The organism is Dactylosporangium salmoneum, assembly GCF_039532525.1.
Lineage (GTDB): Bacteria > Actinomycetota > Actinomycetes > Mycobacteriales > Micromonosporaceae > Dactylosporangium > Dactylosporangium salmoneum.
The window spans coordinates 12,756-25,298 of record NZ_BAAARV010000094.1 but is presented as its reverse complement, the minus strand read 5'-3'; the positions used below and the strand labels follow the sequence as shown (position 1 = coordinate 25,298).

The following is a 12,543-nucleotide window of genomic DNA, read 5'->3' as shown; positions in this document are numbered from 1 at the left end:
GAGTTTGCCAACTCCCTAAGTGCCGTGTCAACGGCCGCCCGCCCGTGTCGGGTTGTCGGCAAACTCAGCCTGTGTCCCCACTTTTCCGCCAACCTGTCACGAGTATCCGAGAGAGGGGTGGGCGTGGGTCGCGTGTCCGGTGCGGCGGTCCTGACGGCTGGGGTCCGGGTCGCGGCGGTCGTCTTCGCGGTGTCGTGGCTGGTCTTTCCCGGCTTCGGCCTGATCGACCTGTCGGTGACGTGGGACCCCGAGTGGCTGGTGGCGCTGGAGGCCGGCTGGGGGCTGATGTTCACCGTGTTCGTCGCGGCGGCCTTCGTCCGGGTCGCCGTGCGGCCCCGGCGGTCGGCGCCCGCCGTCGCGCAGCTGTTGTGCGTCGCGGTGACCCTCGCGGTCTCCGCCGCCGCCTCGCTGGAATGGCCTCTGGTGCTCGTCGCGCTGGCCGTGGCCGCGGAGGCGCTCGCCGTCGCGTTCGCGCCCGGGCGGGAGCCGCTCAGGGCGGGCGGCTTCCGGGTGGACCGGCCGCTGGCGGTGCTGGCCGGGCTCGGGGCCCTGCCCTGGCTGGCGTACGCCAATGCGATGTACGCGGCGAACCGGGTGACCCTGCAGCCCTCGGACATCAGCATCGGGATCGACCACTACGCCGTGCAGGGCGCGGTGGGCCTCGCCCTCGTGGCGCTGAGCGCCATGGCGGCCTGCTGGGTGCGGGGCCGGCGGTTCGTCGGGATCGGGGTCGGGCTGGTGGCCGCCTATCTCGGTCTCGTCAGCCTCGCCTGGCCCGGCACGCCCGGCGGGTTCGGGCCGGTCTGGTCGGCGCTGAGCATGGCGTGGGGCGTCGCCTTCGGCGCGCTCGCCGCCCTGCGAGGAGCGGGTCCTGGCACCACCCGGGAAGCCGGCGCGGACGCCGCGCACACCGAGTCAATCAGTTCAGCGGTTGCTCCGCGGCCAGGCGGCTGAGCAGGGCGAGGGTGAACGCCGCTGCCGCGCCGGCGGCGTCCGCCCGCAGCACCGGGTCGGCGCCGGCATCGAGCGCGCCGAGCACGACGAGCGAGTAGCCGTCGGCCGGTTCGTCCGTGGCCCCGATCGCCTTCGATGACGTCGTCCGTCCCTCGATCCGGTCCAGCATGGGCCCGAGGTGCACGGCCGGGCTGTGGGCGAAGTGGTCCGGAATCCAGTCGTCGGGCTGCGTCCCCCGGGCCAGGGCGAACAGCCGGGCGTCGGGCCGGTACGCCGGCCGCCCGATGACGCCGGAGGGGACCAGGACGTCGCCGGGGCGCACCGGTGGGAAGCCGCGGGCCACGCCGGCGAACAGCCGGTGGCGCGCGTGCAGGACGCCGCCGGGCGGGGCCGGCGGCTCGATCGCGACGAGCAGCGGGCCGATGCGCACGACGACGGCGGTGCCGCCCGGGTGATGGACTGTCTCGCGCTCGGCCGGCAGCACTGCCAGGAGGGCGGGCGCCGCGCTCACCACCGCGACGTCGACGGCACGCACGGGATCACTCTGCCACGCCACCGCCGATCGCTACGTCTCGAACACGTGCACGAGCGCCGAGGCGACGAGGGCCACGGGCCGGTCATCGTCGTGGGCGAGCTGCCGCAGTACCGGCAGCGCAAGGGTTCCCGGCATCTCCGCGAGCGCCTGGGCCAGTCGCATCCGCACTGCCGAGTCCGCGGCGTGCGCGGCGAGCGCGTCGACCAGCGCGCCCATGATCCGGTCGGCCCATTCCGGGTCCCGCGCCAGCGTGCCCAGGAGCTCGGCGGCCTCGACGTCGTTCGAGCCCTCGACCACCATGCCGAGCAGCGTCGGCACGGCCCGGGTCACGCCGCGCGCGCCCAGCGCGAGCGCGGCGTGCCGGCGGATCGTCGGGTCCGTGTCGTCGAGCGCGTCGGTGAGTAGTGCGGTCGCCTCGGAGGAGGGCAGCTCGGCGAGCGCCAGGACCGCGCGCCGCCGGACGTCGGCGTCGCCGGAAGTGAGCCCGGATGCCAGGCCCGCCACGGCGTCACCGCCGGACCGCGCGAGGGCCCACCGCAGGGCCCCGGCAACGTTCGGATCGGCCTCGGTGAGGATGGCCCTGGCCAGCAGCTCTGCGGGGACCGACGCGGGCTCGGCCGGGGCCAGGACGGCCTGCTGCCGGCGCGCGGCGCTCGGCGAACCGAGGCCGTGCAGGAGCTCGACGGTGCGCGCGACGTCCTGCCAGCCGACGACCTCGGCCGCCTCGACCGTGCGGAGCCGCTCCAGGAGCTCGCGCTCCCGGTTCAGTCGCTCTTCGGTCTTGCGGATGAGGTCGCCGACCAGCGCGGACGGGGTGAACCCCGGATCGTCGAGCGTGCGGGCGATCTGGCGCAGCGACAGCCCCAGGGACCGCAGCCCCTCCACGTAGAAGATCCGCCGGACGTCGTCGGGGGTGTACTCCCGGTAACCGCCCACGGTGCGGCCCGTCGGCCGTACCAGCCCGAGCGAGTCGTAGTGCCTGAGCATCCGGGCGCTCACCCCCGAGCGCCGCGCCACCTCACCGATCAGCACGCGATCCATCCTGCCGGTCCTGGTCGGCCGCGAAGACGGGAAGGTCGATCCCGGCGTCCGGATCGCGCAGGAGCCGCTCGGTGGCGCTCGCATGCGCACGCACCTCCGGGTCGTGATGGGTCAGCGCCGCTCGCAGGACCGGCTCCACCACGTCGCCGAGCGCGGCGAGGGCCCGGCACAGGCTCAGGCGTACCTCCCGGTCACCACGCCCCAGCTGCGCGCCCAGCTCCGCGGCCAGCGCCTCCCGCTCCCCCTCGGGCACGAGCACGACGGCGGCGCGCCACGCGGCCCGCGCGACCTCGTCGTCGGCGTCGCGCAGCAGCGACCGCGTGATCGCCGGCCACGCGCTGCGGTCCCCGATCTTGGACAGGGAGTGCAGCGCCTGGCTGCGGGCCTGTGCGCGTTCGCAGCGCAGCTCTACGAGGAGCTTCGGCACCGTGACCTGCGACGGGAGACGGGTCAGTGCCCACGTGAGCATGTCGCGCACGAAGAAGTCCGGCTCGACCGCGCACCGTGCCACGAGCGCGTCGACGAAGCCGGGCTCGGGATGCGTGCCGGCCGCCAGGGCCGCCTTCAGCCGGGTCGAAGCGCTCTCGGCGGCCAGTGCGCCAAGGAGTGCCGAGTTCATGGGGACCACCTCCGGCACCCAGTCAAAGCCTTGTCACAGTGACAATGTCAAGCTCACCGGACAAAGGCGAACGAACCTGGAGGCGGAGCCGATGGCGGCGGGTAAAGGGCGCAAGCCGGTCGTGGTCGAAGGGCTGGCCTGCGAGGAGCCGACCGTCATGGCGTGGCAGGACGGGGAGCGGGACCTGTGGTGGTCGCGGGCCGCGGCGCTCGACCACGGGCTGGAACAGCCCGACTGGGTGAAGGCGGCGACCGGCGCGGACCGGCTGTCCAACCTGACCCTGCCGCAGGTCTCCTGGCTGGTCGCGAAGGGGCCGGAGGCGTCGGCGCGGGCGCTGCTCGCGGAGCCGACGACGCTGCGGCACCGGCAGCGCGTCGATGTGGGCCGGGTCGCGGTCGCGCGGTTCGAGCTGGACGCGCTGGCGCTCGCGCTCGGCGAGGCGGGCGTGGACGCCGACCAGTTGGGGCTGCTGATGCTGCCCTTCCAGGGACCGGAGGCGGCCGCACTCGTCGCGGGCTGGCTGCGCCGCCTCGGGTCCGGGCGGCTCTGGGCGCGGCTGTGGCTGCGCCGGCACGCCGAGACCGCGGCGCGGGCATTGATCCCGGCCGCGGTGGGGCGCCCGGGCAAGGCGCGACAGAACGCCGAGGACGCGCTGCGCTACCTGGCCTCGATCGACCACGGCCAGATCGTCGTCAAGACCGCCGACGAGTACGGGCCGGCCGCCCTCGCCGCGATCACCGCCCTGATCGAGCCGGCCCCCGGCGACGCGGTGCAGGAAGCGCGGAAAGGCAAGGCACCGGCGTGGACGCGACCCGAGGCGCTGCCCGCGATCCGGCTGGCCGGGGGCGGGACGATGCCGGAGGACGAGGTCGCCCGGCTGCTCGGCGCGCTGACCCGCGCACGCCTGGCGGAGGCGCCGGAACCGGCGCCCGGGGACCCCGCGCCGCCCGGCGGCGGCATGCCGCTGGTCGTCGAGTCGTCGGCGGCCGCGCAGCCCCTGGTGGCCGCAGCCGATCCGGAGCTGGCGGGGCTGGTCGCGGCCTGCGACGGCCAGAGCCTGGCGGAGTTCGGGCGGGCGCTGCTGGACGGGTGGCTGGCGGCCGACATGCCGGCGTCGGAGGCGTGGGCGCTGCTGGCGCAGGCGCACGTCGGCAACGACGCCACGATGGACAAGCTCGCGCCGCTGGTGCGGTCGTGGCCGGCGAAGAGCCGGTACGCCCGGGCGATCGACGGGCACGCGGTGCTCGCCACGGTGGGCACGGACGTGTCGCTGCGGCACCTGCTGGCCATCGAGGAGGGCATGTCGGGCGGCTCGACGAACGATCGGGTCCTGGTCTACCTCACGCAGGCCGCCACCCGGCGCGGGCTGTCCGTGCCGCAGCTGGCGGACCGCCTGGCGATCACGCACGGGCTGGACGCCGGCGTCACCGTGGACTACGGGCCGCGCGCGTTCGTGGTGGTCACGGACGAGCACCTCACCGCGTACGCCGTGGGCGCGGACGGCCGTCGCCTGGCGAGGCCGCCCAAGCCGGGCGTCAAGGACACCAATCCCGAGGCATACCAGCAGTTCCAGCGGTTCAAGAAGGACCTGCGGGCGACCGCGGCGGCGCACATCGCCCGCCTGGAGCGCGACATGCTCGCGCACCGGCTCCGCCCGGCGCGCGACCTGCGGGAGGTCCTGCTGCCGCACCCGATCCTGGGCCCGGTCGCGCGGCGGCTGCTGTGGGGCGAGTACCAACCCGGCCAGCACGCCCCGGACAACCGCCTGGTCCGGGCGCTGCGGATCGCGGAGGACGGCAGCTTCGCGGACATCCACGACGCGACCGCGACCGTCGGCGGGGACGTGCCGCTGGGCATCGTGCACCCGGCGGAGCTCGGCGGGGACCTCGCCGGCTGGGCGCAGCTCTTCGTCGACTACGAGATCCTGCAGCCGTTCCCGCAGGTGCACCGGCCGGCGGTGGCGCTCACCGAGGCGCAGCGCGCGGCGACGAGCCTGGCGGGATTCGGACCGGTGCCGACGGACCGGGTCCTGGGGCTGCTGAGCGGACGGTGGCAGGGCAACGCGTTCCACGCGTCGAGAGGCCTGCACACCCAGTTGGCGCGCAGGCTGCCCGGCGGGCTGACGTTGCTGGTCGAGCTGGACCCGGGCGTGTCGACGTCGACGTACAACACGGTCGACGAGCAGCGGATCACCGAGATCTGGGCCGACGACGCGTGGTCGGATCACTGGCAGGTCGCGCGGCGCACCCTCATGGGGCGCTGCGACGCGGCCGCCCTGTCGGAGTTGCTGGTCGAGCTCCACGCGCTCGAGAGCTGAGCTACGCGTGGGCGACGCGGCCCTTGCCGCCGGTCTTGGCGGCGTACATGGCCTGGTCCGCGTCGTGCATCAGGGCGTCTATGGGGATCTCGCCGTCCCACAGCGAAACGCCGATGCTCGCCCGCGGGGTCAGCAGGTTGCCGCGGAACTCCGTCGGCTGCTGCAGATCGGCGAGGAGCCGCTCGGCCACGGCGTGGACGTCCTCGGCCGTGTCGACGTCGTCGAGCAGGACGGCGAACTCGTCGCCGCCCAGCCGGGCGACCGTGTCGCCGCCGCGGACACCGGCCTGGAGGCGGGCGGCGACCACGGTCAGGAGGTGGTCGCCGGCGGCGTGGCCGTGGACGTCGTTGACCTGCTTGAAGCCGTCCAGGTCGATGAGCAGCATGGCGACCGGACGGCCACAGGCCGCGTTGGGCCGGGCGGCGCCGATGCGCTCGCGCAGCAGGGCGCGGTTGGCCAGGCCGGTCAGGCCGTCGTGGGAGGCCCGGTGGTGCACCTCCTCGAAGGCCTGGCGAAGCACGCCCAGGGTCTCGTTCAGGGACCGTCCCATCTGGCCGACCTCGTCGCCGCGGTCCAGCTCGACGCGGCGGCTCAGGTCGCCGCGGGCCACGCGGGCCAGCACGTCGACGACCTGGCGCAGCGGGCGGGAGATGGCCCGCGCGGTGACCGCGGACAGCAGCAGCGCGGTCAGGGTGCCGGCGACCAGCAGCCCGGTGGTGAGCTGGGCGTTGCGCTTGGCGTTGGCCTTGGCCCGCTTGGCGCCCTCGGCCACGGCGTCGACCAGCTGGGCCAGGAAGGAGCTGGCGCGGTCCTTCACGGCCCGGGCGATGGACTCCGAGCGGACCAGCACGACGGCGGCGGCCTTCTTCTGGTCCCCGGCCCGGGCCGCCTCGAGCGCGGCGTCGCGGGCGGTGCGCCACATGTCGACGGTGGCGGTGAAGCCGCGAAGGCCGGTGCGCTCGTTCTGCGGCAGGTCGATGGCGCGCAGGGTGGCGATGCGGGCGTCGATGTCGCGGTCGGACTGGGTGATGGCGTCGGCGTAGGTGTCCCGGTAGAAGCCCGGGTCCGAGAGGATGTACGCCAGGACGGCCTCCAGCTGGGAGCCGACGCTGGAGCGCACGTGGGTCATCTCGTCCAGGGCGCGGACGTTGACGTTGTACTCGCGGTCCTGCTCGTGGATCAGCCGGTTGAGGTTGACCAGGCCGAAGATGCCGGAGGCGGTGAAGATGACCGTCACGACGAGGGACACGCTGACGATCTTCGTGGCGATCCGCAGATCGGCCAGTCGTCGTCGCAACCCTCTCACGGGTCGATCATCGGCACGCGGCACGCCGGATCAAGCCGGCCAGCCGGTTTCGATGCGGTGCAGCACGGTAGTGGTGTCGGCGCCCTTGATCCAGTCGGTCATGCCGGTCCAGAACGTGCCGGCGCCGACGGCGGCGGGCATCTGGTCGGAGCCGTCGAAGCGGAAGGTGACGCCGGGGTCGGTGAGCAGCGTCGCCGACAGCTTCTCGATCGGGCTGCTCAGCACGGACTTGTCCAGCTCCTTGTTGGCGCTCACCACGCCGCCGGTGCGGGCCCGGTTGTCGGCGAAGTCGGGGGTGGACAGGTATGCGGAGACCGCCTGCACCTCGGGGCGGCCGGCGAACGCGCCGGCGAACACCCCGGCGCCCAGCACCGGGCGGCCGGCGGCCGGGTCGACCGGCGGCAGGTAGAACGCGTAGATGTCGCCGTCCTCGGCCACGGTGGCGTTGGCCGGCCACCAGTTGGCGTAGAACGATGCCTGCCGATGCATGGCGCAGGTGTTCTGCAGGATCGGCAGGCCGCCCTCCTGGAACGCCGTCGTGGCGATGCTCTCGACGCCGCCGTAGCCGCCGTTGACGTACTTCGGGTTGCGCAGGACCCCGCCGACCCGGTCGAGCGCGGCCACCACCCGCGGGTCGTCGAAGGCGATGCGGTGCCCGACCCAGTCGTCGTAGACGGAGGGCCCGGCGGTGCGCAGCAGCGTGTCCTCCAGCCAGTCGGTGACCGGCCAGCCCGTCGAGCCGCCCGACTCGATGCCGGCGCACCAGGGCTTGGTCCCGGTGGCGGCGATGCGGTCGCTCAGCGCGAGCAGTTCGTCCCAGGTCTGCGGGACGGCGTACCCGTGCGCGGCGAAGAACTTCGGGGAGTACCACACGAAGGACTTCACGTTGGCGTCGATCGGCGCGCCGTACAGCACCCCGTCCACGGTCCCGTAGCGCTTCCAGTCGGCGGAGTAGTACTTGTCGACGTTCTCGGCGGTCCCCTTGCCGGCCGGCTTGAGCTTGCCGGTGCGGGCCATCGCGGCGAGCAGCCCCGGCTGCGGGAAGAACGCCAGGTCCGGCTGCTTCCCGGCGGCCACGTCCTTGGGCAGCTGGGCCTCGAAGTCGGCGCTGCCGGAGTAGTCGATCGTGATGCCGGTGCAGGTCTGGAACGTCTCCCAGGCCTTGACGAGCTTGTCCGCCTCCACGTCGCGGATCGACGACCGGACGGTGACCGTGGTGCCGCGGTGGCCCTGGTACGCCGCGAACCCCGCACACCCCGCATCGGCGGCCGGCCCGTCGGCGTTGGAGCCAGCGCACGCCCCCAGCAACGCGACGGTCGCGGCGAGCGTCGCGATCCGCGGTACCGCTGCAAAAACCATGAAAGCAGCATAAGCACAGAAAATTGCGCGAAACGGACCACCGAAAAAGGCGCAACCAAGACGTCTTAACGGCCGGAAAAGGTTGTCCAGAACGGTCGGACATTTCGGTCGATACCCGCACAGGTGTGGGTGAGATAGGTGGTGAGGAATGTCACGACTCTCCACACAGGCCACGAGTAGCTCGTAGCGTCGCCGACGGCCCCCTGGGGTCGAACCGAGGGAATGTCCGTTTAGCCCGGTACTTCGGGTCAGCGCCGACACCACCGTGGCGCTCCACCCGAGACACGCGCGAGTGCACTGGGCCGATCCGGGAGTCGAACTGAACGCTCGCCAGCCGCTGCACCGCATCGCAGCAGGCACCGCAGCCCTTGCCCTGTACACCGTCTGGCTCGGCCCCTCCGCGGCCGCCGCCAACCCGAAACCCGCGCCGGCCGCGGTAAACGCCGACAGCGGTTCACCCGCACTGACGATCGCCGAGCAGGAGATCGTGCTCACGGCCTACGAGAAGGCCGACCGAGCCCACCGTCTGCGCCTCGAGCCCGTCGCACCCGTCCGGCCCGATGCGCCGGTCCCTCCCCCGGCGCCCGCCCCGCCGAAGCCGCCCACCGCGACGGCGACGAAGAAGACGACGACCTCGACGAGCAAGTCGACGTCGCCCACCAGGTCCGGGAGGTCGACGACCGCGAGCAAGTCGTCGTCGACCGCGGGCATCACTCCCCCGTCCGGGGCAGCCGGAACCGTCGTGTCGTTCGCACTGGCGCAGGTCGGCAAGCGGTACGTGTACGCCACCGCGGGGCCGAACACGTACGACTGCAGCGGCCTCGTGATGGCCGCCTACGCCAAGGTCGGCATCAAGCTGCCGCACCAGAGCGAGCAGATCGCGGCCCGCGGGCGGCAGGTGCCGTCCGGGCAGTGGATGCCCGGCGACGTGATCCACATGCCGGGGCACGTGGCCATCTACATCGGCAACGGCAAGATGGTCGAGGCGGCCAACCCGTCCGCCGGTGTCCGGGTCGCCCCGGTGCGCGGCGGCACGGCGTACCGCTTCCTGTAAACCCATTCCCTGACCGGTCTTCGGGCGGGCACCCTTTTTCTCACCTTGTGCCCGCCCGGACCGATCAGCCCGATATGAGTGGATCTCGCCGGCCCGCGCTGCTCGTGCCGGTCCTGTGGTTGTCCGACCGGGTGCGCACGAGCACGCGGTTGGCGGTGCTGGTGGTGGTACTGCTGGTGCCCGGTCTGGGCACGACGTGGGCGTACACCGGCTCCGTCGGCGGCCGGATCGGCCTCGCCGTCGCCGAGCACGACGGCAGCGAGGTGGTGCTGCCCGCGCTGTCGGCGATGACCGACCTCGCGGCCGGCCGCACCCCCGACCTGGCCACGCTGCGCAGCCTCGTCGCCGAGCACTCGTCGCTGGGGCTGGGCGAGCGGATGGCCGCGGTGCCGACGTCGGGCGGGCCGGCCGCCGCCGTGGCTCTCGGGGCGCTCATCACCGCGGCCGGCGACAACTCCAACCTGATCCTCGACCCCGACCTCGACTCCTTCTACGTGATGGACGCGCTCGTCGTCGAGCTGCCCAAGGCCCTCACCGCCGCCACGGCGGCCGCCTCCGCGGACACCACGGCCGCGCTGGACGACCGGATGGCCGCCCAGGCCGTGCACGCCGGCGTGCTGGACTCGGCGGCCACGGCGATCCGCACCGGGGTGAAGACCGCGACCGGCCACACCTCCGACTCGGGCCTCGGCGGCGACCTGGCCCCGCTGAGCGCGGCCGCCGACGCGCTGTCCACCCTGTCGGGCACGCTCACCGACGGCCTCGCCACGCCCGGCCCGGCCGACGCGAGCGCCGCCGCGACCAAGGTGCGCCAGGCGCTGGAGCCGGCCACAGGGGCGCTGCAGCGGCTGCTCGACACGCGCGTCGCCCACCTCTCCCGGGACCGCAAGGTCAACCTCACCGTCACCGCGGTCACCGCCGTCATGGCGATCTGGTTCGCCGCCTCGGTCTGGTGGCGCACCCGGCACGACGTCCACCTCGCCGTCTCCGCCGTGACCGCGACCGCCGAGGGCGACCTCGCCCCCCGTGAGGTGCCGTCCGGCCGCGACGAGCTCGGCGACATCGGCCGCGCCCTGGAGCGCTCCCGGCTGCGCCTGGTCGACCAGGACGAGCAGCTGCGCGGCGCCCAGCGGGTGCGCGAGGAGCAGCTGCACGCGAGCTTCGAACAGCAGCGGGAGAGCCAGCGGCAGCTGCGCGAGCGGGCCCAGAGCGTGGTCGACGAGTCCGTCGGCGCCATCTCGGGCGAGCTGCAGGACGTCGTGGGCCAGGTCGGCGAGGTGCGCACGGCCGCCCGCACGATCGAGGAGCGGGTCACCGAGGCCGACCGGGCCACCGTCTCGGTCGTCGAGCGGGCCTCGGAGGCTGAGCGGGTCGTCACGGCGCTGGGCGACAGCCTGCGCCAGGTCGACGGGACCACGCAGCTCATCGCCGGCATCGCCGCGCAGACCCGGCTGCTGGCCCTCAACGCCACCATCGAGGCGGCCCGGGCCGGCGAGGCCGGGCGCGGCTTCACCGTCGTGGCCAACGAGGTCAAGGACCTGGCCGGCACCACCGCCGAGTCGACCGAGCGGATCGCGGCCACCATCGCCGAACTGGAGCGCACCGCGGCCCAGATGGCCGGCACGATCCGGGACATGGTCGCCGGGGTCGCCGGCATCGGCGAGGCGACCGGGGTGCTGCACAGCGTGGCCCAGGACCAGTACGCCACCGTGGAGCGGCTCACCGGCCGGGTCGGCCAGACGATGGAGCGCATCAACGGCATGTCGGCGCTGGCCGAACGGCTGGAGCGGCGCCACGCCGAGCGGATCGCCGCCTCCGGCCCGGTCCGCTTCGGCGTCGACGGCGGCGCCGAGTTCGTCGCGGCCCGGCTGATGGACCTGAGCACCGGCGGCCTGCGCTGCCAGGCCGACGCCGACGTGCCGGTGCGCACCGGTGACGCGGTCTCGGTCGAGCTGGCCCTGGAGGGCAACCCGGTGCGGCTGCACGCCCAGGTCGTGCACTGCGTCAGGCAGGGCGCGCAGACCGAGCTCGGCCTGCAGTTCCTGGCCCCGGAGGCCACCACCGTGGACCGGATCCGGCGGTTCGTCAACGCCACCAGCTGAACCGTCGCCGCAACCGGGGCCGGCTCTTCGCCTCCGGCGACGCCCGGGCGGTCGATACCCCCAGCGGCTCCGTGCTCGCCGCCTACGGGTTCACCACCGGCACGACCTTCGCATCGCCGCCACGCCCGACGGGCCGCGCCCTCATCGCGACTTGCCTGTCGCGGTCGGTGGTCACCGCACGCTGTTCCGCGCAAGGTTCGGGGGCTGGCAGGACGGGCCGGCGGAGCCGGCGCTTCCTCGCGGGCAACCAGGTATTGCTGGTCAGGACGTTTCTGACGGCGCATAGTGGCGGGCAAGGTCGGTGGCGAGGGCGCGGAGGTGAGCCCTGGCTTCGGTGGGGCCGTGCACCGTGATGGCGCTCCCGAACGGCAGCAATGCTCGTACGTCCTCAAGATGCATGAAGCGAATCGTCACCTTGTGGCCGGTGGCGGATTCTTCATGGTTGTCCCGGACGAGTCGTAGGCCGAAAATCCGTTGCGCTCGCTCGATCTGGGTCTGGTCGATGGTGGCGCTGACCTCTATCGCGTGGTTGTGTTCCCACTGATCAATGAGCGCAGCAGCGACGGTGGCCAGGGTCTGGTTCTCGCGGATCCGTCGTGGCTGGTCGACTTCTTTCCACGTCGTGATCCGTTCGAGTCGGTACATCCGTGGCACTCGGGCACAGTCGGCGACGAGATACCAGATGCCGGCCTTGGCGAGCAGCCCGTAGGGATCCACGACCACGTCACGTGGGCATGGCTCGCGTGGACTGTCGTACACGATCCGTAGCCGGCGACCTCGTCGCACCGATCCGATCAGCGAAGCCGGAGTCGTACCGGAAGCTCGCGACTGGAGCCAGGGACGGCTGTCCACGTGCACGACATCGGTGAGCGGCAGGAGCTCATGAACTCGACGTGACTGTGTAGCAGCGATCTTGGCGAGCGCGCGCCGGCTCTCGACCGATGCGTTGAGCTCCGTGCGCTGCTTCTCATCCAGCCCGATGAGCGAGAGATGATCACGCTCGCCAGGCGTGAGACGCGCGAGGTCGAGCCCGGACCCGGGCAGCATGGCCACGCCACCGAGTCGGCCCCGGTGCGCGGTCACCGGCAGACCGGCGTCACGGAGCCAGTTCAGGTCCCGGGTGATGGTTCGGAGGGAAACCCCGAGCGCCGAGGCAAGTTCCTGTGTGGTCGCGCCATCCCTCGATTCGAGGAGCAGCATCAGGGCGAAGAAACGGTCCGGGGTCACCCACCAAGTTTCTCAAGGAATTGCGACAT

At 73.1% G+C, this 12,543-nt stretch carries 10 protein-coding genes; 4 read left to right on the top strand and 6 right to left on the bottom strand.

The window, feature by feature from the left end:
- Positions 1 to 123 precede the first annotated feature (123 nt).
- On the top strand, positions 124 to 954 hold the full coding sequence (locus tag ABD352_RS46785) for a hypothetical protein (protein ID WP_344619099.1): 831 nt from the start codon (positions 124 to 126) through the stop codon (positions 952 to 954).
- Here ABD352_RS46785 and ABD352_RS46780 read toward each other — a convergent pair.
- Genes ABD352_RS46780 through ABD352_RS46770 form a run of 3 tightly spaced genes read right to left on the bottom strand, consistent with a single transcriptional unit; the run spans position 920 to position 3,149 of the window.
- A complete protein-coding gene (locus ABD352_RS46780; protein WP_344619098.1) occupies positions 920 to 1,489 on the bottom strand; it encodes a hypothetical protein in 570 nt (189 codons plus the stop codon). The two genes, ABD352_RS46785 and ABD352_RS46780, sit on opposite strands and share 35 nt — an antisense overlap.
- 30 nt (positions 1,490 to 1,519) lie before the next feature.
- Positions 1,520 to 2,521, bottom strand: coding sequence for a HEAT repeat domain-containing protein (locus ABD352_RS46775; RefSeq protein ID WP_344619097.1), 1,002 nt, complete (start codon positions 2,519 to 2,521; stop codon positions 1,520 to 1,522).
- Positions 2,508 to 3,149, bottom strand: a complete 642-nt coding sequence (locus ABD352_RS46770; protein WP_344619096.1) for a HEAT repeat domain-containing protein — start codon at positions 3,147 to 3,149, stop codon at positions 2,508 to 2,510. Before ABD352_RS46770 ends, ABD352_RS46775 begins: the two co-directional genes overlap by 14 nt.
- 91 nt (positions 3,150 to 3,240) lie before the next feature.
- On the opposite strand from ABD352_RS46770, the gene ABD352_RS46765 reads away from it, so the two are divergent.
- Positions 3,241 to 5,466, top strand: a complete 2,226-nt coding sequence (locus ABD352_RS46765; RefSeq protein ID WP_344619095.1) for a DUF4132 domain-containing protein — start codon at positions 3,241 to 3,243, stop codon at positions 5,464 to 5,466.
- Position 5,467: 1 nt separating this feature from the next.
- Here the strand turns inward: ABD352_RS46765 and ABD352_RS46760 are convergent, their stop codons facing one another.
- Entirely contained in the window at positions 5,468 to 6,772 is a 1,305-nt protein-coding gene (locus tag ABD352_RS46760) for a diguanylate cyclase domain-containing protein (protein WP_344619094.1), read from the bottom strand.
- Positions 6,773 to 6,802: 30 nt separating this feature from the next.
- Positions 6,803 to 8,131, bottom strand: coding sequence for an ABC transporter substrate-binding protein (locus tag ABD352_RS46755; protein WP_344619093.1), 1,329 nt, complete (start codon positions 8,129 to 8,131; stop codon positions 6,803 to 6,805).
- 292 nt (positions 8,132 to 8,423) lie between these two features.
- On the opposite strand from ABD352_RS46755, the gene ABD352_RS46750 reads away from it, so the two are divergent.
- Together ABD352_RS46750 and ABD352_RS46745 are read left to right on the top strand one after the other, a co-directional pair.
- The gene (locus ABD352_RS46750; protein ID WP_344619092.1) at positions 8,424 to 9,185 is read left to right on the top strand and encodes a C40 family peptidase; all 762 of its coding nucleotides are present in this window, start codon (positions 8,424 to 8,426) and stop codon (positions 9,183 to 9,185) included.
- Between the two features lie 74 nt (positions 9,186 to 9,259).
- Entirely contained in the window at positions 9,260 to 11,287 is a 2,028-nt protein-coding gene (locus tag ABD352_RS46745) for a methyl-accepting chemotaxis protein (protein ID WP_344619091.1), read from the top strand.
- A gap of 261 nt (positions 11,288 to 11,548) precedes the next feature.
- On the opposite strand, the gene ABD352_RS46740 is transcribed toward ABD352_RS46745, so the two are convergent.
- Positions 11,549 to 12,514 (bottom strand): helix-turn-helix transcriptional regulator, encoded by a 966-nt coding sequence (locus ABD352_RS46740; protein WP_344619090.1) that lies wholly within the window; start codon positions 12,512 to 12,514, stop codon positions 11,549 to 11,551.
- Between the last annotated feature and the right edge of the window lie 29 nt (positions 12,515 to 12,543).

What these genes read in the sequence shown, in the direction of transcription:
- ABD352_RS46770 (WP_344619096.1), bottom strand. Translation starts at nt 3,149, where the DNA reads ATGAACTCGGCACTCCTTGGCGCACTGGCCGCCGAGAGCGCTTCGACC.
- ABD352_RS46765 (WP_344619095.1), top strand. Translation starts at nt 3,241, where the DNA reads ATGGCGGCGGGTAAAGGGCGCAAGCCGGTCGTGGTCGAAGGGCTGGCC.
- ABD352_RS46755 (WP_344619093.1), bottom strand. Translation starts at nt 8,131, where the DNA reads ATGGTTTTTGCAGCGGTACCGCGGATCGCGACGCTCGCCGCGACCGTC.
- ABD352_RS46745 (WP_344619091.1), top strand. Translation starts at nt 9,260, where the DNA reads ATGAGTGGATCTCGCCGGCCCGCGCTGCTCGTGCCGGTCCTGTGGTTG.